The sequence below is a fragment of the Mangrovactinospora gilvigrisea genome, assembly GCF_001879105.1.
GTDB classification, from domain to species: Bacteria; Actinomycetota; Actinomycetes; order Streptomycetales; family Streptomycetaceae; genus Mangrovactinospora; species Mangrovactinospora gilvigrisea.
Window position 1 is genome coordinate 1 of record NZ_MLCF01000047.1, and the last position, 19,827, is coordinate 19,827.

21 protein-coding genes are annotated in these 19,827 nt (G+C 72.1%); 11 read left to right on the plus strand and 10 right to left on the minus strand.

Annotation, left to right across the window (positions count from 1 at the left end; translation table 11 throughout):
* Positions 1–180, minus strand: a 180-nt coding sequence (locus tag BIV57_RS10345) for a thiolase family protein (protein WP_473234602.1), incomplete at its 3' end; no start/stop codon positions are given.
* Positions 181–256: 76 nt separating this feature from the next.
* Between BIV57_RS10345 and BIV57_RS10350 the strand changes: the two genes are divergently transcribed.
* Together BIV57_RS10350 and BIV57_RS10355 are read left to right on the plus strand one after the other, a co-directional pair.
* On the plus strand, positions 257–1,198 hold the full coding sequence (locus BIV57_RS10350) for a CoA transferase subunit A (RefSeq protein ID WP_071656419.1): 942 nt from the start codon (positions 257–259) through the stop codon (positions 1,196–1,198).
* Positions 1,195–1,971 carry a CoA-transferase subunit beta gene (locus BIV57_RS10355; RefSeq protein ID WP_245797537.1) on the plus strand — a complete coding sequence of 259 codons (777 nt, stop codon included), beginning with the start codon at positions 1,195–1,197 and terminating at the stop codon, positions 1,969–1,971. Before BIV57_RS10350 ends, BIV57_RS10355 begins: the two co-directional genes overlap by 4 nt.
* Before the next feature lie 6 nt (positions 1,972–1,977).
* Here BIV57_RS10355 and BIV57_RS10360 read toward each other — a convergent pair whose 3' ends face one another.
* Positions 1,978–3,177, minus strand: a complete 1,200-nt coding sequence (locus BIV57_RS10360; protein ID WP_071656420.1) for a Gfo/Idh/MocA family protein — start codon at positions 3,175–3,177, stop codon at positions 1,978–1,980.
* 265 nt (positions 3,178–3,442) lie between these two features.
* On the opposite strand from BIV57_RS10360, the gene BIV57_RS10365 reads away from it, so the two are divergent.
* Both BIV57_RS10365 and BIV57_RS10370 read left to right on the plus strand, forming a co-directional pair.
* A complete protein-coding gene (locus tag BIV57_RS10365; RefSeq protein WP_071656421.1) occupies positions 3,443–4,039 on the plus strand; it encodes an SRPBCC family protein in 597 nt (198 codons plus the stop codon).
* Between the two features lie 79 nt (positions 4,040–4,118).
* Positions 4,119–4,961 carry a rhomboid-like protein gene (locus BIV57_RS10370; RefSeq protein ID WP_139275578.1) on the plus strand — a complete coding sequence of 281 codons (843 nt, stop codon included), beginning with the start codon at positions 4,119–4,121 and terminating at the stop codon, positions 4,959–4,961.
* Here the strand turns inward: BIV57_RS10370 and BIV57_RS10375 are convergent.
* From BIV57_RS10375 to BIV57_RS10400, 6 genes are all read right to left on the minus strand, one after another.
* Positions 4,903–5,772: a trypsin-like serine peptidase gene (locus BIV57_RS10375; RefSeq protein WP_139275580.1), complete on the minus strand. Its 870-nt coding sequence runs from the start codon at positions 5,770–5,772 to the stop codon at positions 4,903–4,905. The genes BIV57_RS10370 and BIV57_RS10375 overlap by 59 nt on opposite strands.
* A 126-nt stretch (positions 5,773–5,898) precedes the next feature.
* Positions 5,899–6,369 carry an MscL family protein gene (locus BIV57_RS10380; RefSeq protein WP_107409533.1) on the minus strand — a complete coding sequence of 157 codons (471 nt, stop codon included), beginning with the start codon at positions 6,367–6,369 and terminating at the stop codon, positions 5,899–5,901.
* Between the two features lie 100 nt (positions 6,370–6,469).
* On the minus strand, positions 6,470–8,053 hold the full coding sequence (locus tag BIV57_RS10385) for a purple acid phosphatase family protein (RefSeq protein WP_071656424.1): 1,584 nt from the start codon (positions 8,051–8,053) through the stop codon (positions 6,470–6,472).
* An 86-nt stretch (positions 8,054–8,139) separates the two neighbouring features.
* A complete protein-coding gene (locus BIV57_RS10390) occupies positions 8,140–8,490 on the minus strand; it encodes a DUF190 domain-containing protein (protein ID WP_071656425.1) in 351 nt (116 codons plus the stop codon).
* 89 nt (positions 8,491–8,579) lie between these two features.
* Positions 8,580–10,109, minus strand: coding sequence for an FAD-dependent monooxygenase (locus BIV57_RS10395; protein WP_071656426.1), 1,530 nt, complete (start codon positions 10,107–10,109; stop codon positions 8,580–8,582).
* Between the two features lie 193 nt (positions 10,110–10,302).
* Complete coding sequence (locus BIV57_RS10400; protein ID WP_071656427.1) at positions 10,303–10,986, minus strand: acyltransferase; 684 nt, start codon at positions 10,984–10,986, stop codon at positions 10,303–10,305.
* Between the two features lie 268 nt (positions 10,987–11,254).
* Between BIV57_RS10400 and BIV57_RS10405 the strand changes: the two genes are divergently transcribed.
* The 4 genes from BIV57_RS10405 to BIV57_RS10420 all read left to right on the plus strand — a co-directional run bounded on the left by BIV57_RS10405 (position 11,255) and on the right by BIV57_RS10420 (position 16,501).
* Entirely contained in the window at positions 11,255–12,538 is a 1,284-nt protein-coding gene (locus BIV57_RS10405) for an ABC transporter substrate-binding protein (RefSeq protein ID WP_071656428.1), read from the plus strand.
* The gene (locus tag BIV57_RS10410; protein WP_245797539.1) at positions 12,539–13,528 is read left to right on the plus strand and encodes a carbohydrate ABC transporter permease; all 990 of its coding nucleotides are present in this window, start codon (positions 12,539–12,541) and stop codon (positions 13,526–13,528) included.
* A gap of 34 nt (positions 13,529–13,562) precedes the next feature.
* Positions 13,563–14,348, plus strand: coding sequence for a carbohydrate ABC transporter permease (locus tag BIV57_RS10415; protein ID WP_079170206.1), 786 nt, complete (start codon positions 13,563–13,565; stop codon positions 14,346–14,348).
* Positions 14,349–14,479: 131 nt separating this feature from the next.
* Positions 14,480–16,501 carry an aldo/keto reductase gene (locus tag BIV57_RS10420; RefSeq protein WP_071656430.1) on the plus strand — a complete coding sequence of 674 codons (2,022 nt, stop codon included), beginning with the start codon at positions 14,480–14,482 and terminating at the stop codon, positions 16,499–16,501.
* Positions 16,502–16,603: 102 nt separating this feature from the next.
* Here the strand turns inward: BIV57_RS10420 and BIV57_RS10425 are convergent, their stop codons facing one another.
* Positions 16,604–17,335 (minus strand): L,D-transpeptidase family protein, encoded by a 732-nt coding sequence (locus BIV57_RS10425; protein WP_245797541.1) that lies wholly within the window; start codon positions 17,333–17,335, stop codon positions 16,604–16,606.
* A gap of 223 nt (positions 17,336–17,558) precedes the next feature.
* Here BIV57_RS10425 and BIV57_RS25095 point away from each other — a divergent pair, with 223 nt between their 5' ends.
* Positions 17,559–17,735 carry a hypothetical protein gene (locus BIV57_RS25095; protein WP_175548723.1) on the plus strand — a complete coding sequence of 59 codons (177 nt, stop codon included), beginning with the start codon at positions 17,559–17,561 and terminating at the stop codon, positions 17,733–17,735.
* 59 nt (positions 17,736–17,794) lie between these two features.
* On the opposite strand, the gene BIV57_RS10430 is transcribed toward BIV57_RS25095, so the two are convergent.
* Entirely contained in the window at positions 17,795–18,343 is a 549-nt protein-coding gene (locus tag BIV57_RS10430) for a DUF5134 domain-containing protein (protein WP_139275582.1), read from the minus strand.
* 83 nt (positions 18,344–18,426) lie between these two features.
* Here BIV57_RS10430 and BIV57_RS10435 point away from each other — a divergent pair, with 83 nt between their 5' ends.
* Positions 18,427–18,966: a GNAT family N-acetyltransferase gene (locus BIV57_RS10435; RefSeq protein ID WP_071656433.1), complete on the plus strand. Its 540-nt coding sequence runs from the start codon at positions 18,427–18,429 to the stop codon at positions 18,964–18,966.
* Positions 18,967–18,978: 12 nt separating this feature from the next.
* Positions 18,979–19,773 carry a nucleotidyltransferase domain-containing protein gene (locus BIV57_RS10440; protein WP_071656434.1) on the plus strand — a complete coding sequence of 265 codons (795 nt, stop codon included), beginning with the start codon at positions 18,979–18,981 and terminating at the stop codon, positions 19,771–19,773.
* Positions 19,774–19,827: the final 54 nt, after the last annotated feature.

The window sequence follows — 19,827 nt, forward strand, 5'->3', positions numbered from 1 at the left end:
CGAGGTCGGGTAGCCGTGGCCGAGGACGACCTCGTCGACGCGGGCGGGATCGAGGCCGGTGCGCCTCAGCAGCGCGCGGAGGGTGTGCGCGGCGAGGTCGGCGGGGGCGGTGCCGGCGAGGGTGCCGCCGAAGCGGCCGACGGGGGTGCGGACGGGTGCGGTGACGACGACGTCTGGCATGCGCTCCAGTGTGGTCGCACGGGCCGCCCCTCCGCCCCGGCACCCCACCCGAAGCACGCCCGCCGCGGGTGCGGGGATGGACAAGACGACGACCATGTCCGAGGCGATCGCCCGGTACGTCGCGGACGGCGCCACCGTCGCCCTGGAGGGCTTCACCCACCTGATCCCCACTGCCGCCGGCCACGAGATCATCCGCCAGCGCCGCCGCGGCCTCACCGTCGTCCGGATGACCCCCGACATCGTCACCGACCAGATGATCGCCGCCGACTGCGTCGCCAAGGTCGTCGGCGCGTTCGTCGGCAACTCCTCCGCCGGATCGCTCGGCGAGCTGCGCCGCCGCGTCGAGGCCGGAACCCTGGAGCTGGAGGAGTGCAGCCACTACGGCATGATCTGCCGCTACCTCGCCGGCGCCCAGCGGCTGCCGTTCTACCCCTTGCGCTCCTACGCCGGCAGCGACCTGCCGCGGGTCAACCCCGGACTGCGCAAGGTCGTCTCGCCCTACCCCGGGCCGGACGGCGGCGAGCCCGAGCAGGTCTACGTCGTCCCGCCGGTCCACCCCGATGTGACGATCATCCACGCGCAGCGCGCCGACCGCCGCGGCAACGTCCAGATCTGGGGCCTCACCGGCATCCAGGCCGAGGCCGTCTACGCCGCCCGGCACGCCGTCGCCGTCGTGGAGGAGGTGGTGGACGACGCGGTGGTGCGCGCCGACCCCAACCGCACCGCCGTCCCCGCCCATGCGATCGACGCCGTGGTGGCCTGCCCGCACGGCGCGCACCCCTCCTTCGCGCAGGGCTACTACGACCGCGACAACGCCTTCTACCGCCGCTGGGCGGGGATCAGCAAGGATCCGGAGCGGCTGAAGGCCTGGCTGGAGGAGTACGTGCTCGGCACCCGCGACCACGCCGAGTACGTCGCCAAGCTGGCCGCCGACGGCACCTGGGACCGCCTGGCGGTCGGCAGCGCGCCCAGCGGATCGATCGACTACGGCCGCCGCCTGCGGAAGGAGCACCCGTGAACACCGCGAACCCCGCCACCTCCTCCGAGCTGCTGGCGGCCGTCGCCTCCCGCGAACTGGCCGGGATGCGGATGGTCTTCGCCGGCATCGGCCTGCCCACGCTCGCCGTCTCGCTCGCCGACCTGACCGTCGCCCCCGGGCTGGAGATCGTCTACGAGTCCGGGGTGTGCGGGGCGCACCCCAGCCACCTCCCCGAGACCATCGCCGACGCCGTGCTGATCACCGGCGCGGAGGCGGTCCTCCCGATGGCCTCGCTCTTCGGCTACGTGCTCCAGGGCGGCCGGATCGACGTCGCCTTCCTGGGCGCCGCCCAGATCGACCGGTACGGCAACCTCAACTCCTCGGTGATCGGACCGTGGGAGCGGCCCGCCGTGCGGCTGCCCGGCTCGGGCGGCGCGGTGGAGGTGATGGCCAACGCCGGCGAGGTGTTCGTGGTGATGCGCCGCCACGACCCCCGCTCGTTCGTCGCCGAGCTGGACTTCTGCACCAGCCCGGGCCCCGACCGGGCCCGCGCCGACGGCGGCCGGCCCCGCGGCCGGGGCGTCACCCGGGTCATCACCGACCTGGGCATCCTCTCCCGCGCCGGCGACGGCGCGGGAGAGGAGCTGACGCTGACGGCCGTGCACCCCGGCGTCACCGCCGAGCGGGTGCGGGCCGCCACCGGCTGGGACCTGAAGGTCGCCGACGCCCTCGCCACCACCGCCCCTCCGACGGATCAGGAGCTGCGGCTGCTCCGCGAGGACATCGACCCGGACCGCGTCTACCTGCGCTGACGCGCCCTACTGCGGGGTGTCCCCGAAGTCCGGCACGGGCAGCTGCTCGCCGCCGCGCTTCGCGGACTCGTGGGCGACGATGCCCGGCAGCGTGTAGCGGGCCGCCTGCCAGGCGCTCACCGGCGGGTGCTCGCCGCTGGCCAGCGCCTTGGCGAAGTCGTCCGCGAGGAACTGGTGGGAGCCCTCGTGGCCGTTCGGCTTGCCGGCGAACTCCAGCGGCAGCCGCCGGTAGTCGTGCACCGGGGCGAAGCCGCTGACGAAGGCGGCGCGCAGCGCCGGGTCGACGTCGGCGAGGCCCGGCGCGTCGTCGCGCTCGGTGGGCCGGGTGACCATCAGGTCGCTGACGTCGGTGACGCCCTCCTTGTCCTGCCAGACGGCCGACTCCGCCATCTCCTCGAAGCTGCCCTCCGTCCCGAAGAACCGGAAGCGCGACTCGCGGATGAAGGAGGGGTAGCCGACCCGCCGCATCTCGTTGGTGCGCATCGCGCCGCCGTCGTTGAGCTTGAAGAGCGCGCTGGCGTTGGAGAAGTCGTTGCCCCAGCGGCTGACCTCGCGGTCGAAGACGCCGTCGCCGCGGTCGTCCTGGACGCCCACGCAGGAGACGGCCACCGCGTGGCTGCCGGTCACCGCCAGCACGCCGCCGACCGCGTGCGTCGGGTACAGCATGGGCGGGAAGCTGGCGGTCTCCTTCCACTTCTCGCCGCCGCTGTACTGGTAGGCCTTGTAGAAGCCCAGGTCCATGTCGTGGACGTAGTCGCCCTCGGCGTAGAAGATCCGGCCGAAGTCGCCGGCCGCGTGCCGCTCCCGGCAGTAGACCGCGGCCGGGTTGTAGTGGCTGGTCTCGCCCATCATGTAGACGAGGCCGGTCTCCTTCACGGCGCCGACGATCGCCTCGATCTCCTCGACCGTGATCCCCATCGGCACGCTGGAGTAGACGTGCTTGCCGGCCCGGAGCGCGGCCAGGGCCAGCGCGCCGTGGGTCCAGCGCTGGGTGAAGATGGCGATCGCGTCCACGTCGGAGGCGATCAGCTCCTCGGCCGTGGCGTAGGTCTTCTCGATCCCGTGCTTGCGCGCCTCCGCCTCCAGACGCTCGGGAACCACCTCGGCGAGGCGCACCTCCGAGACGTCCGGGTGCGCCTGCCACAGGGGTATGAAGGAGCGGGAGAACTGGCCCGCCCCGATGATCCCGATACTGCTGCCCGTCACTGGCCTCACACCTGTCCCCGCATCGACTGTGCGTTCTCGTTCGGTCTTGTGATCGCTTGTCGCAAACGGCAACAGCGTTCCTAATGCACGGCCCGTTGTCCAGGGGGTCCGGGTAGCCAACTCCCGGCCAACTCCCGTGCGGTCGTGCGGTCCTTCACCCGTTCGCCGTCTCCCGGGGTGTGACGGGCCTGATCGGACCGCAGCGTGGGGAGTGCGTGCCGGGGGACCGCACGCGCCGATCGTTCACCCACGGCGAGGGGGCGACATGCCGATCTACTCCACCACCCGGGATCTGCCGCTGGCACCCGAGCAGGTCTACGACTTTCTCGCCGATCCGAGGAATCTGCGGTTGTGGAGTTCGGGGGTCGAGGAGGTCGACGATCCGCTGGACGCCGAGGGCATCGCCGGCGTGACGCCCGAGCTGGGCCGCCGCTACCGCTACCGCTTCCCCGGACGGCATCGACGTCACACGCTGACCTGCCATTTTCTCCGGCCGCCGAGCCTGGTGGCGTTCCGCGGGCAGCGGATGTGGACCCCGCTGGGGTGCCAGACCCCGACCTTCCTCTTCCATGTCCGGCCCGCCCCGGGCGGCAGCACGGTGATGGCCCAGGTGCGGCTGCAGCTGGGCGGGGCGATGCTGCTGACCTGGCCGCTGGTGGCGCTGGGCTGGCGGCGGGACCTGCCGGACGACATGGTCAAGCTCTACGACCTGCTGGCGCCGCTGGCGGTGCCCGTCGAGGACCCGGAGGCGGCGCGGGCCGCCGCGGTCGAGGAGGGCGCCACGGCGCTCCAACTCACCGATTCCGCAAGGGCGTTCGACCCCTCCGCCCCCGGCGTCGCGTCCGGCACTGCTTTCGCCTAGCCACAGCGTGATGCTGTACAACCGTTGCGGGTGCGGTGCGGTGCGATGCCGTGCCCCTGACGATGTGGAGGGCGACGGGATGACCGCAGTCCCGCGAACCGCGCACCGCGCGGTGGGCGAGACGGGGGAGCCGGACGGGGAGCGTTCGGCCGGGGGCCGTCCGGACGGGGAACGCGCGGACGGGGCGCGCGCGGAGCCGCGCGGCGGCTGGGCCGACTGGCCCCGGCGCGTCCCGACGGATCCCCGGACGTATCTGCTGCCGCTTGCGTTCGTGCTGGTGGCGGGGGTGTTGCTGGCGGTGTACCAGAACCTGCTGAGTGCCCGCGCCCAGGCGTCGCTCGATCTGTGGGCCTCCACCAACCTGGACAACCTGCACAGCCATCCGGTGGGCGCCATGGTGGCCTCGGCGCTGGTGATGGACGGGCATCCCTGGCAGAACCTGCTGCTCACCGCGCTCTCGCTCTATGCGGCGGTGCTCCGCTTCGGGACCTGGCGGACGCTGGCGATCACCGGCGCCGGACAGGTGTTCGGCACCATCGTCAGCGAGGAGATCCTCGGCGTGCGGATCGCCTCCGGAGGCCTCCCGGAGCAGCTGCGGCACGTGCTGGACATCGGCCCGTCCTACGTCATGGTGGCCGCGCTGGGCGCGGTGGCGGTGCGCGGCGGGCCCGGCCGCTGGGCGATGCGCGGGATCTGCGCGCTCGGCCTGGCGCTGATGGGGCCGACGCTCTTCGGCGGCCTCGGGGTGCTGGACTTCACCGCCATCGGCCACACCACGGCGCTGCTCTTCGGCGTGGGCGCCTCCTGGGCGCTCCCGGCGCGCGGCGCGCGGCCGGGGCGGGTGCCCGGGGCGCGCGCCGTCCTCACCAGCCGCCGCCGATTCCTGCCGGCGTGGGGTAGGGCAGCGGAGGATACGGGGTGACGCCCTCGACGGCGTCCTGGTAGAGGTCGAAGGCGTCCTGGCCGAACATCGGCGAGTAGCTGATCCAGTGGTCGTTGCGGTTGTCGCCGCCGCCGTTGTAGCCGCCGATCTCGCCGACCACGCTGCCGGTGCGGCTCGACCCCCGGTAGCCGGTGATCAGCGGGCCGCCGGAGGTGCCGCCGTAGTAGCCGCCGCAGACCACCTTCAGCTGGTCGAAGCCGGGCAGCCGGCCGGCCGAGGTGGTGCAGGTGACGGGGGAGTGGTGCGGGTTCACCGCGGCGCTGCCCGGATAGCCGACCATGGTGACGCTCCTGATCGGCGGGGCGGGGGTGGCGGTGAGCGTCAGCGAGCCGGTGCGGTCCTCGACGGCGTGGCCGGCGGCCGGGCCGACGCGGACGAAGGCGATGTCCAGGTCGGAGTCGCGGCCTCGCGAGTTCGGGGTGTAGCGGGGGTCGGTGAACGCCTGCCGGACCGGGTAGACGCCGTGCGGCTGGTGGGCGGCCGAGGTGCCGAAACGGTACTGCGGGACGAAGACGGCGTGGTGCGCCGCGTTCAGGCTTCCGGCGCAGTGCCCGGCCGTCAGCACCAGGTCGCGGGTGGGCGAGTGGACCACGCTGCCGGTGCACTGGGTGCGGCCGCTGCCCACGTCGGCGCTGTTGGTGAAGAAGGCGCCGACCATCGGGATCCCGCCGTAGTGGCGGGCGTTGGGCATGGCCTGCGCGGGCGTCGCGGGGATCAGCAGCGCGGCGGCGCAGCCGGCGGTCGCCAGTCGGGGCAGCAGCGGCAGGGCGCGCAAAAATGGATGGATCACGATTCATCAGGATATCTGCGAAGCGGCCGGGTTGACGGATTGTCAGGTTCCCGGCCGCGTCCGACCGTGCTCCGCGGTGCGAGGTGCGAGGAGGTGCGCGGCGCGGCACGGCGTGCCGCGCCCGCGTCAGGAGGGGGAGCCGGTGGGGCCCGGGATGAGCGCGCCGGTCTTGGCGTCCAGGGTGTCGATCGGGTCGACCTCGGAGGTGCACGCCGAGCAGCGGGTCGCCACCGTCGGGATCGCCGTCAGGCAGGCCGGGCAGTCCCGGGTGATGTTCTTGGGGTTCGTCGGGCCCGCGACGAATCGCTTCTGCAGGCGCTTCATCGGCGTCACGACGAGGAAGTACAGCACCGCCGCCGTGAGCACGAAGGAGATCAGCGCGGCGAGGAAGGCGCCGATCGGGAACTGCGTCCCGCCGGCGGTGACGGTCTTCTTGGAGTAGTCACCGACGCTGCGCGTCGCCAGACCGATCAGCGGCGTCAGGAAGGCCTTGGTGAAGCCGGTCACCAGCGCGGTGAACGCGGCCCCGACCACCAGGCCGACCGCCATGTCGACGACATTGCCGCGCATCAGGAAATCGCGGAACCCCTTGAACAACGGGTACTCACTCCAGACAGATCGAACTCGGGGGAGGGACGGGCAGGCCCCCGAGGATACGGAACCTGCCCGGCGATCTCATCCCGCTCGCCGCGGCCGCTCAGGCGGCGTCCCGGCGCGGGCGGGTCAGCGTCAGCTTGTCGACCACCTGCGAGGCGCCGTAGGGACCCGTCACCGCGTGGTAGTTCACCGCCATCGTGGTGTGCCCGCCCGGCCGTCCCGGATCCACGTCGAAGGAGGCGAAACCGTACGGGAAGCGGCCCTCGCGCACCGCCGACCAGGGCGCCGCCTCATGGGTGTAGACCGGCGGCCGCTTGCCCGTCGAGGAGTCCACCGGGCCCACCGAGGTGATCACCCGGCACTGCACCGGGTCGAAGAAGAGCCCGTTGGACGGCGCCGAGGTGCCGCCCCCGCCGATCACCATGTGCACGGTGCCCTTGGAGGTGTCCGCGACGTCCGGTGCGTCCGAGACCGGAATCGGCGTCATGGTGTCGTTCGACTGCTGCCCGCGGATCGGGAACGACCGCTCGTAGTGGTGCTCGTGCCCGCACACCACCAGGTCCACCCCGTAGCGGTCGAAGAGCGGCAGCCAGGCCTGCCGCACCCCCAGGTCGGCGCCGTTGAAGTTGTCGACCGTGGAGATCACCACCTGGTGCATGCACACCACGATCCAGTCGATCGACCGGTCCGCGCGGGCCGCCCTCAGCTCCTTCTCCAGCCAGCGCGCCTGCGCCCCGCCCGAGTAGCCGTGCACATAGCTGCTGCCGCCGTCCTGCAGCGCCACGTCGTCGTTGTTGAGCGAGATCACCCGGACGGACCCGGCCGTGAAGGAGTACCAGAGGCCGGAGAGCTCCGGATCGGAACCCGACCCCGGCAGGGCGAAGTACGACCGGTAGGCGTCGTAGCCGATCGGTCCGTTGCCCTTCTCGTTCTCGTGGTTGCCGGCCGCCGGCATCCACGGCCGGTAGCGCGCCGACCGCTGGTTGTTGGCGAACCAGTCCGACCAGGTGCGGATCCGGTCGGTGGACAGGTTGGCGTAGCACAGGTCCCCGTTGACCAGGTGGAACAGCGGCGCCGCCGCCTCCACCGCGGCCGTCACGTCGCCCGCCGAGGGAGAGCCCAGGTTGTCGTTGACCCAGGCGCCGTTGACCTGCTTGCCCAGCGTGGGCGTGCCCTGGTCGCCGAAGCTGGTGAACCGGAACGCCGCCCGGCCGCGCGGCGCGGTGCGGAACGTGCCCAGCTCCGGCGCGGCGCCGTCGTGCAGCGCCGCGTAGATGTACTCGGTGTCCGGGCGCAGCCGCGGCAGCCGGGCGTGGTGGATCTGCACCTCGGTCCCGGAGGCGCCGTCCTTGTAGGTGGTGGTGGACGCGGACGCCGCGGCGCCGCCCAGCCCGCCGGACGGGGTGCCGAGCAGCACCCGCGGGCGGCCGACCGAGGCGGTGGTCGCCCAGGAGACGACCACCTCGCGGGAGGCGTCCGAGCCGAACTGGGTGTGCAGGCCGAGCACCGGCGGCGCGCCCAGCGCGCCGGGCTTCGCCCACAGCACCGGGGAGGAGGCGAAGGCGGGCGCGGAGCCGAGCAGCACCGCGCCGCCCGCGGTCCCGGCGGCGGCTGCGGTGAGCAGGCCGCGCCGCCCGAGCTTCGGCTTGCCGCTGGTGGGGTCTGGGGTCTGAGAGGCCGTCATGGCCGCATGATGCGGGCGGCGGGTGAACTGCGGACGGCGGCGCGGGGGCGGAGGGGGTAACGCCGCTCTCCGGGGCCGGCGACGGCTCAGGATGCGCCCGTGGTGCGGCCGTCGGCGCCGAAGCGCACCACCTCGCAGGCGTCCAGCACCACCACGCCTTCCTCCCCGATCAGGTCCTCGAGCTGCGGGAGGAAGGCGCGGACCTTCTCCTCCTCGTCGACGACGACCACGGCCACCGGCATGTCCTCGGAAAGCGAGAGCAGCCGGGAGGTGTGGATGGTGGAGCCGGCGCCGTAGCCCTCGATGCCGCGGAACGCGCTGGCGCCGGCGAGGCCGGCGGCGTGCGCGCGGTGCACGAGCTCCGCGTAGACGGGGCGCCCGTGGTGCACGTCGGACTCGCCGACGATGACGGTGGCGCGCAGGGCCGGTCCGTTCAACTGGTCACGCTCCGCGGTGGTCGGGGTGCCGCCCCTTCGCCCCGGTGCCCCGCCCGGGGCGGGTGGAGGGGACGGTGCTCCGGTGTCTATCAGGTCCAGCCCCTGAGGGCCTCCATCGGATCGGACTCGGGCGTGTCGGAGGCCCAGGCGATGTACGCGTCCGGACGGACCACCAGCAGGGCGCGGCGGGTGCCCGACCAGTGCGCGATCCGCACCAGATCGGCGCGCCGCCCCAGCCGGGGGCGGATGTCCGGCGGCGTCACCAGCACGAACCGTCCCTCCCGCAGCGCCTGATAGAGCCGCACCGGACCGCCGTCCGGCTCGCGCAGCGCCAGGTCCGGCGAGCGCCGCCCCACCAGCCGGTGCGCCCCGCGCGGCGCCGGATAGGCGAACCCGATCCCGCTCAGCCGCCGCCGCACCGCGCCCCGCACCGGCGGCAGGAACGCCAGCGCCGCCGCGGCCGCCGCCCGGCGCGCCCGCAGCGGCGGGTTGTGCGCCATCGCCAGCCGGATCATCGCTCCGCTGGAGCGCACCACCGCGCGGCCCACCGGATGGCGCTCGGTCTGGTAGCTCTCCAGCAGGTCGTCCGGCGCCCGGCCGCGCACCGCCGCGGCCAGCTTCCAGCCCAGGTTGGCCGCGTCCTGGAGGCCGGTGTTCATGCCCTGGCCGCCGGCCGGGGTGTGGACGTGCGCGGCGTCGCCGGCGAGCAGCACCCGTCCGACGCGGTAGCGCGGCACCTGGCGCTCGTCCGCCTCGAACCGGGAGAGCCAGCGCGGGGCGTGCATCCCGTAGTCGGTGCGGTGGGTGCGGCCGAGGATCTCCCGGACGTCCTCCTCGGCGACCGGCGCCTCCACCGGGAGGTCGTTGGCGCGGTCCCAGGCGATCACCCGGTGCCAGCCGTCGCCGAACGCGATGACGAGGGCGAAGGCCTGGTCGGCGCCGCGGGCCCGGAGCGACTCCTGCGGCGGCTCGGTGAGCCGCACATCGGCGAGGATCATCGAGCGGATCACCGTGCGCCCCGGGAACGGCAGCCCCAGCAGCCCGCGCACGGCGCTGCGGTGGCCGTCCGCGCCCACCAGGTACTCGCCGCGGTGGACGGTGACGGCGGCGCTGCGGGTGTCGCGCGCCTCCACCTCGACGCCCTTGTCGTCCTGGCTGACGCCGACGACCTCGGCGCCCCACACGACGCGGGCGCCGGCGGCGGTGGCGTAGGCGAGGAGCTGGCGCTCGGTCTCGTACTGGGGGACGGCGAGGACGAACGGGAAGCGGGTGTGCAGCGGGGCGAAGTCGACGGTGGCGCGGAGGAAGAGCCCGAGGTGGTCGAGGCGGTGCCCGGCCGCGATGAGGTCGTCGGCGACGCCCCGCGGACAGGGGCGCGAAGCGCCTTCGAACGGGGCGGTGGCGGGCGACGGGCGGGCGTCCAGCTGCTCCAGGGTGCGGGCGTGGACGGTGAAGGCGCGGGAGAGGTTGAGGACGCCCTCGTGGCGCCGCTCCAGCACGGTGACGGGGACCCCGGCCCTGGCCAGGTCGCCGGCGAGGAGGAGCCCGGTGGGGCCGGCTCCGGCGACGAGGACGGCGGTGTCGGAGGGGTGCTCGGGGTGGCTGTTGTGGCTCGCCATGATGCCTTGCCTCCCGGTGCAGGCGCCCGGACGCGGGCGCGCGCGTGCTCGGAAGGCCATCGTGGCGTTCCGCGGGCCCGCTGGGAAGGGGCCGGGGAGGGCGGGGCGGGGTGTTCGAGCCTGTTGCTTTGCACCGCGGATTCACAGGAATGCGGGGCGCGCCGCGGGGGCCGGGGGGCGCGCGCCCGCCGCGTCAGCCGTTCCCGAGCGGGGGCACCCAGCCCTCGGCGGGGTCGTAGCGGCGGACCATGCGGGCCGGGACGCCGGCGAGGACGGCGTGGTCGGGGAACTCGCCGCGGACGATGCAGCCGGCCGCCACCACCGTGTTGCGGCCCAGCACCGTGCCCGGCAGCACCACCGCGTTGGCGCCCAGCCAGCTGCCCGCGCCGATCCTTACCGGCGCGAACACCGGCCATTGCGTGCCGATCGGCGCCGCTGTGTCGGTGTAGGTGTGGTTGTGGTCCGTGATGTACACACCGGGCCCCAGATAGACGTGGTCGCCCAGTGCGATGCCCGTCCGGCCGACGAGATGGCTGCCGCGGCCGATGACGCAGCCGTCCCCGATCTCCAGAATCGGATCCTCGGAGTCCAGTTCGTCGCCCGGAGCGAGCCCGGCGGTGAGCGTCACCTGCTCGGCCACGACGCAGTACGCGCCGATGCTGATCCACCGCTCGCCGAAGAGGGTGCCCTGCGGCCAGGCCAGCGTGGTGCCGCCGTCCAGCCGGCCGAAGCGATGGCCCCCCGGTCGCTCCGCGGTGATCGCGCCAACCCGCCTGACCAGGCGTTCCGTCCGATGCACGGCCGAGGACGCGGCGCGTTCCAGCGCCGTTCGCACGGTGCGGCGGAGCGGTCCCCGGCCCGGGTGGAGAGTGCCCATGGACAAGCAGGTTAACCGGTCGGTAACCGAGCTACGCGCGGAGATCGACGTGAACGATTACGTGATCGTTAACGGTTGTGATGAACCGATGTCTTGACCCCTGTTCGACACGGGGCTAGCTTCTGCAAAACCGAACAGGTGTCAACAGGTTTCTTCCGCTCCTGAACACAAGTGCTCAGTGCGCCGTGCCGCCTGAGCTCCCGTCACGCCTTGCCGTAGAGACGACACGCCCGCCAGCGATGCCGGGTGGAGAGGTGGTAGCGACGTCATGCCTGTGTCACGAAGGCGGTTCCTCGGCCTGGGGGCCGGCGGAGCCGCGGGGGCCGCCCTGGCCCTCTCGGGCTGCGGCTCCGGCGGAGCCGCGCTGAGCGGCCCGGACCAGGTCAACCTCTGGACCTGGAACCGATCGGTCAGCGACAAGCTGACGACCCTTGCCGCAAAGAAGGGCATACCGGGGGACAGCAGCAAGAAGCTGATCTACACGAAGATCGGCGGCAACTACAAGCAGAAGATCCTCACCGCCCTGGCCGGGAAGTCCTCGATCCCGGACATCATGGGCATGAACTCCGACGTCGCCTCGTACTTCCCCGATGCCGACGTCTTCTGGGACCTGCGCGAACTCGGCGCCGAGTCGGTCAAGTCCGAGTACCTGGACTGGAAGTGGCAGCAGGGCGTCGCCCCCGACGGCCGGATGCTCGCCTTCCCGATGGACGCCGGACCGACCGCGCTCTTCTACCGCGCCGACATCTTCGCCAAGGCCGGGCTGCCCACCGATCCCCAAGAGATCGCCGCGATGGCGCCCGACTGGCCGAGCTACCTCAAGATGGCCACCCAGCTGCGCAAGAAGGTGCCCGGCTCGGTCATCGTCCCCACCATGAGCGAGGCGTACGGCGAGCTCACCGGGCAGCTGCCCAAGCTGTACATGACGAAGGACAACCACTACATCGGCGACCAGGACCACATCAAGCAGGCCTTCGACATGGCCTACAAGGTCGTCAAGGACGGGCTGTCGGCCAACGCCCAGGGCCCCGACGTCAATGCGATCATCACCAACGGCAAGCAGCCGTGCCAGATCGGCGCCGTCTGGTGGGGCCTGATCTACCCGGTGGGCTCCGCACCGCAGACCTCCGGCAAGTGGCGCGTCGCCATGCCGCCCGGCGGCCCCGGCAACAGCGGCGGATCCTTCCTCGCGATACCCAAGCAGGCCCGCAACCCGCAGGCCGCCATGGACCTGATCAAGTGGCTGCAGTCGCCCAAGAACCAGGCCTCGGCCTTCGGCGAGATGCAGCTGTTCCCCTCCACGCCGGCCGCCTACAAGGACCCGGCGCTCGCCGCCCCGCAGAAGTTCTACGGCGGGCAGCGCACCATCGACGTCTTCGGGACCGTCGCCCAGAAGGTCCCCGGGGCCTACCTCAGCGCCTATGACGACATCATCTCCACCCAGTTCGGCAACGAGATCCCCAACGTCGAGGGCGGCAAGTCCCCCGAGGCGGCCTGGAAGACCATCCAGGAGAACGTCAAGCGCGAACTGACCCGGGTCGGGGTGATGTAGGTGAGCAGCCTCCAGTCCGTGCGCGACCGCCGCTCCGCGGCGCGTGCGCAGGCCGACGGATCGGTGAAGCCCTCCGGGCTCAAGCGGTTCGGCCCGATGTACGCGGCCGTCTCGCCCTTCTACATCCTCTTCGCGGTCTTCGGGATCTTCCCCGTCGGCTTCTCGATCTTCCTGTCGTTCCAGTCCTGGGACGGCATCGGCAAGATGAAGTCGGTCGGCTGGGAGAACTACAAGTACCTGCTGACGGACCCGCAGTTCTGGCAGTCGATCGTCAACACCCTGGAGATCTGGGTGATGGCGACCGTGCCGATGCTCTTCCTGGCGCTGGTCGTCGCCTACGCCCTGCACACCGCCGTGCGGTTCAAGTCCTTCTACCGGATGGCCTACTTCGTCCCCAACGTCACCTCGATGGTGGCGATGGCGATCGTCTTCGGCTCGATCTTCAGCGGCAACTTCGGCATCCTCAACGACCTGCTGAAGTCGATCGGCGCCGGCCAGGTGCAGTGGCTCACCGATCCCTGGGGCATCAAGGTCGCCATCGCGGCGCTCTCCACCTGGCGGTGGGTCGGCTACAACGCGATCATCTACCTGGCCGGCCTCCAGGCCATCTCCCAGGACGTCTACGAGGCCGCCAAGATGGACGGCGCCAACGCCCGGCAGACGTTCTTCCGGATCACCATCCCGCTGATGCGGCCGATCATCCTCTTCACCGTCATCACCTCCACCATCGGCGGCCTCCAGCTCTTCACAGAGTCCCAGGTGCTGGTGGGCGACAGCGGCGGCACCGGCCAGTCCGGCGAGACCATCGTCGTCTACCTGTGGCAGCACGCCTTCGTGCAGAACCAGTTCGGCTACGGCGGCGCCATCGGCTGGGCGCTGTTCATCCTCATCGTGCTCTTCTCCATCATCAACTGGCGCTTCCTGCGTGAGCGCAACGACGACCTCGGCCGCAAGGGCCGCCGGCTGAGGAGGAACTCCCGTGCGAGCTGAACGGATCCGCACTGTCCTCGGCCACGTCGTCCTGATGATCGGCGTGCTGATCTCGATCTTCCCGTTCTACTGGATGATCGTGATCGCCTCGAACACCTCCGGCGACATGTTCAAGTACCCGCCGAAGCTGCTGCCCGGCGGCGACCTGCTGGTCAACATGCACCACGTGCTGCAGAACATCGACTTCTGGGGCTCGTTCGGCTTCACCATCGCCACCGCGGCCGTCGCCACGGTGCTGGTGCTCTTCTTCGACTCGCTGGCCGCCTTCGCCTTCGCCAAGTACGACTTCCCCGGCAAGAAGGTGCTCTTCACCATCCTGCTGGCCACCTTCATGATCCCGGCCCAGCTGTCGCTGGTGCCCAGCTTCGTCACGCTCTCCTGGTTCGGCTGGGTGGGCTCGATGAAGGCTCTGGTCATCCCCGGGGCCGCCAACGCGTTCGGGATCTTCTGGATGCGGCAGTACGCCAGCGGCGCCGTCCCGGACGAGCTGATCCAGGCGTCCAAGGTGGACGGCGCGGGCTTCTTCCGCCAGTACTGGACGGTGGGCCTGCCGGTGCTCCGGCCGGGCCTCGCCTTCCTCGGCATCTTCACCTTCATCGGCGTCTGGAACGACTACCTGTGGCCGCTGATCGTCCTGACCGACCCCGGCAAGGTGACCCTCCAGGTCGCCCTGCAGCAGCTCAACACGGTGGTCGGCGCGACGGACTACAGCATGGTCATGGCCGGCGCGCTGATGAGCGTCATCCCGCTGGTCGGGATCTTCCTGATCGGCGCGCGGCAGTTCATCGCCGACATTGCTGCGGGCGCCATGAAGTTCTGAAAACGTAGGATCAACACACCTTCGAACAGCGTCACTTCAGCACCTGAACGACCAGCACGACCTGTACAACCCGTACAGCCCGTACCACGAACCAAACCGTTCCAGTCGATCCCTCCGCGAGGTGAGACCACGTGCCCGACAGCGCGTCCCAGTCCCCGTCCGAGAAGCTCCAGTGGGGCATCCTCGGCACCGGAAACATCGCTTCCCGGTTCGCCGGTCAGCTGCCCCACTCCGCCACCGGGACTCTCGCCGCCGTCGCCAGCAGATCCCCCGAGAAGGCCGCGGCGTTCGCCGAACGCTTCGGTGCCGCCAGCCACTACGGCTCCTATCAGGACCTGCTCGACGACCCGGCCGTCCAGGCCGTCTACATCGCCACGCCCCACCCGCAGCACGTGGAGTGGGCGATCCGCACGGCCGAGGCCGGCAAGCACGTGCTCGTGGAGAAGCCCATGGCGATCAACCGCGCCTGGGCGACCGCGATCATCGAGGCAGCGGTGCGCAACGACGTCTTCCTGATGGAGGCGTACATGTACCGCTGCATCCCGCAGACCGAACGCCTCGCCGCGCTGGTGCGCGACGGGGCGATCGGGAAGCTCCACCAGATCGACGCCAAGTTCGCCTTCGGCGGCTCCGGGTTCAACCCCGAGAGCCGGGTCCTGGCGGACGCCACGGCCGGCGGCGGCATCCTCGATGTGGGCGGCTACCCCGTCTCCATCGCCCGGCTGCTCGCCGGGGTCGCCACCGGCAAGGCGTTCGCCGAGCCGGTGGACGTCACCGCCGCCGGACACGTCGGCGAGACCGGCGCCGACGAGTGGGCCGTCGCCACCCTGCACTTCGAGGACGGCATCACGGCCCATGTCACCACCGGTGTGCGGCTGTCGGACGACAACGACGTCCGCCTCACCGGCAGCGAGGGCATCATCGAGGTCTCCGACCCGTGGTTCGGCGGCGACGGCAAGCCCGGCGCCATCACCGTCAAGCGGGTCGGCGAGGAGCCCAGGACCATCGAGACCGAGGCCGCCTACATCTACGCGGCCGAGGCCGACGCGGTGGCCAAGCACATCGCGGACCGCCAGGCCCCGCAGATGAACTGGGCCGACACCCTCGGCAACCTCACCGTGCAGGACCGCTGGCGCCAGCTGATCGGCCAGCAGTACAGCAGCGAGCGCGACGAGTTCGCGGTGCCGACCGCGAGCGGGCGCCCGGTGGCCAAGCGCTCCGACGCGATCATCCCGACGCGCCGGCTGCCGGGCCTCGACAAGGATGTCTCCCGGCTGGTGATGGGCGTCGACAACCAGACGACCCTGCCCCAGGCGGCCGTGCTGTTCGACGACTTCATCGAGCGCGGCGGGACGATCTTCGACACCGCCTACATCTACGGCGGCGGCCGCGGCGAGCAGCTGCTCGGCCGGTGGATGGCCGAGCGCGGCATCCGCGACGACATCACGGTGATCGGCAAGGGCGCGCACACCCCGCACTGCGACCCGGAGTCGATCACCCGTCAGCTGCACGAGTCGCTGGAGCGGCTCGGCACTGACAAGATCGACATCTACTTCATGCACCGCGACAACCCGGAGATCCCGGTCGGCGAGTTCGTGGACGTGATGGACGAGCACCACCGCGCCGGGCGGATCGGCCTCTACGGCGGGTCCAACTGGTCCACCGCACGGTTCGACGAGGCGAACGAGTGGGCGAAGCGCAACGGGCGGCAGCCGCTGACCGTGCTCTCCAACCACCTGTCGCTGGCGCGGGCCTACGACGTGCCGTGGGCCGGCTGCCGCCACGTCAGCGACGCGGAGTCGCAGAAGTGGCTCCGTGCGAAGGGCGACTCGGTCGCCCTGTTCCCGTGGTCCAGCCAGGCCCGCGGGTTCTTCACCGGCCGCGCGAAGCCCGAGGACCGCTCGGACGCGGAGCTGGTGCGCTGCTTCTACTCGGAGGAGAACTTCGAGCGGCTGCGGCGGGCGCGGGAGCTCGGCGAGAAGCGGGGTGTGGAGGCGACGGCGATCGCGCTGGCGTGGCTGCTGCACCAGCGGTACCCGGTGTTCCCGCTGATCGGGCCGCGGCAGATCTCCGAGACGCGGACCTCCACCGAGGGCCTGTCGGTGGAGCTGACGACGGAAGAGGTCGCGTGGCTGGACCTCTGGGACGAGTAGTCCCGTAGCGGTCGGGGCGGCGCGCTGCCGCCGCCCCCTCGCCCCGGCACCCCGCCTGTCCGCGCCGCGCGCGGACAGGCGGGGTGCCGGGGCGTTCGCGCGTCAGGCCGCGAGGTGCGCCGCGTCGCCCATGACGACCACGGGGTGCTTCGCCGGGTCGAGGACGCGCAGCAGCTCCAGCATCTTCTCCCGGGACTGGCTGACGCACGCCGCCGTCCCCCGGCCGTCGTCCATGTGCAGCCAGATGTTGCCGCCCCGCTTCGCGCCCTGCGGCTTGCGCTGGTCCGACGGCGGGGAGCCGATCACCCGGTTGTAGTCGATGGCGATCGTGTAGTCGAAGATGTGCTCGGTGCCCTTCCCCCACCACTTCGGCGGCTGGTACGAAGCCGCCTGCTGGTACGTCAGCCGGGTGCCCGGGTTCGGCAGCACCCCGCCCGCGTCGTGCACCGTGAAGACGCCGATCGGCGTCCGGTAGTCGCCGTACGTGTGGTGCGGCGTCCAGCCCTTCTTGCCGTTGTGGCCCTGCCACCAGTCCACCAGGTGCCAGCGGGCGCCGCGCCGCTCCCACAGCCCGACGTCCGAGTCGATCGAGTCGACGTCCGCCCCGGTCACCAGCACCACCTGCCGGGCGTCGGCCGGGATGCGGGACCGCATCCCCGGGCCCACACCCGGCAGTTGGGTCACGTCCGCGGACGGGGACGCGTGCGGGGGTGCCGCGTCCGCCTGCCCGTTCGCCCTGCCCCCGCAGCCCGACAGCCCCATCGCCAGCACTGCCGCCGTTCCGAGGGCCACCGCCCCGCGGACGGCCCCGACCACCGCCACCACCGCTCGCACCGACCTCCCCGGCCGTCCCCGGCCGCCTCAATGATCCCGACGCCCCATCGTAAGCGGGAGGAACCGGGCACGCGCGACGGAACCGCCTCGACGCTGATGGATCGTCAGTTAGGCTGATCGTGCGAAACCTCGTCCGTCCGGGCTCGTTGACAGGGTGACGGGTGTAGAGGGGGAGCCTCCGGCAGTCTCCGGCCCACGAGACCGAAATCCGAGCGTCAAGCCCATGGCCCACGATGTGGAAACCGAGTCGGCGGAGCCCGCCCAGAAGCGCAGTCCGGGCGGCGAGGACCGGCACCGCAAGGAGATGAAGGACTGTCTCAGCTGTCTGACCCTGCTGGTGTTCGGCCTGCTCATGGTCTATGTGGTGGGCCGGCTGAGCTTCACCCCGCCGGGGAAGTAGGAAACGTGCCGTCGTGCCGTCGGAGGAGGCGGGGCGGGGGCGGCGGGGCGAAGCGGACGTCACATCGCGGCGAGCATCGCGCACATGGCGACGGCCATCGCCGTGCGGCAGCCGGCCAGCGGGGCGGTGCGCGGGTGCGCGCCCATCACGCGGGTGCCCGACCAGGCCGCGTAGCCCGCGAAATACAGCAGCAAAGGCAGGACCAGCGCGGGCGCCGGGCCGCTCGGGCCGTCCATCCGCATGCCGTCCATCGCGGCCATCCCGGCGACCGGCATCGCCGCCACCGCGTAGACCATCGCGCCGCTCTCCACCACATGGTGCGCATGGTGGCGCCAGGCTCCGAGCCGTCCGCCCGCGCGGACCACGAACACCAGCGCGAGTGCCAGCACCCCGCCGAAGACCGCGTACCAGGCCTCGCGCGGGGCGGCCGCGGCGATCGGCGGGGCCGCCATCGCCGCCATCCCCAGTGCCATCGCGGCCTCGACCAGCTCCGCGCCGCAGTCGGCGGCCCGGCGCGGCCCGGCCGCGCACGCCCGGGCCAGGCAGTAGGCGGCGACGGACGCGGTGAGCGCCGCGAGCGCCCACATCAGCAGCGGTGATCCTGGCACGCTCCGAAGCCTTCCCGCCGGGCGGTACCGGCGGCAGGGCGCCCGGACCGCGCATGGTCGCACGCCTTGGTTAGGGTGTGCGCATGTCTGATGCCGTCCTGAGTTTCCGCCGTGCCACCGACACGGATGTGCCCGCGATGGTCGCCCTCATCGAGTCCGCCTACCGCGGCGAGTCCAGCCGGGCCGGCTGGACGACCGAGGCGCATCTGCTGGACGGGCAGCGCACCGACCCCGAGGGCGTGCGCGGTGTCATCGGCCGGCCGGACAGCCTGCTGCTGGTCGCCGAGCGGGGCGGCGAGGCGGTGGCCTGCTGCCAGCTGGAGCGGCGCGGCGACGCGGTCTACTTCGGGATGTTCTCCGTCCGCCCCACCGCGCAGGGCAACGGCCTGGGCAAGGCCGTCATCGCCGAGGCCGAGCGGATGGCGCGCGAGGAGTGGGGCGCGGCCCGCATGGAGATGACGGTCATCCGGCAGCGCGACGACCTGATCGCCTGGTACGAGCGCCGCGGCTTCCGCCGCACCGGCGTCAACAGCCCCTTCCCCTACGGCAACGAGCGGTTCGGTGTGCCGCTGCGCGACGATCTGGAGTTCACGGAGCTGGTGAAGGAGTTGGCGCAGCCGTAGCCTCTTGGGTCCATGGACCCTTTGGCGTGGCAGGAGCGGACGGCGGCACGCGCCGCCGAGGTGCTGGCGGCGGAGGACGGCGTCCTCGCGGTCTATCTGATCGGCAGCATGGGGGCGGGGGAGGCCGACCGCCACAGCGACGTGGACGTGCACTGCGTCGTCGCCGACGAGGCGGAGGAGTGGTTCCGGGGCGCCTGGAAGGGCCTGGCGGAGCGGATCGTCGGGCCGGTGGTGCTGGTGGACGACGTCCCCGGGCTGCTGGGCGGGCTGGCGGTGACGCCGCAGTGGCAGCGGCTGGACCTGGCCGCGCACCGGCGCTCGGCGTTCGACCGGTTCACGTATGACGGGGTGCGGGTGCTGCACGACCCCGGCGGGGAGTTCTTCCCGGACGGCGACCAACCGCGGGTCGGCGGGCAGCCGGGGGAGGCGTACTGGCCGGAGCGGGCGGTGCGGCTCTTCTACTACCTGCTGGGGACGTCGGCGGGGGTGCGGGGGCGCGAGGAGTGGATCGTCGCCTCGCAGGGGGCGGGGGCGCTGCGGGATCTGCTGATCGAGCTGCTGCTCGCGGAGCGGGGGGTGCGGCGGGCGGGAGGCGTCAAGCGGCTCAATGCCTTCCTGGGGGCGGAGGCGCGGAAGGTGGTGGAGGGGCTGCCGTCGGTGGCGGCGTCGCGGGAGTCGGTGGAGCGGTACTTCGCGGCGGCGGAGGCCGAGTTCACGCCGCGTGCGCGGGCGTTGGCGGAGCGGCTGGGTGTGGAGTGGCCCGCCGCGTACGTGGACGCCACGCTGGCCCACGCGGGCCTGCGGTAGCGGTGGCCCGCGGTTCGCCCTGTCGCCGCCCCTCCGCCCCGGCACCCCACCCGG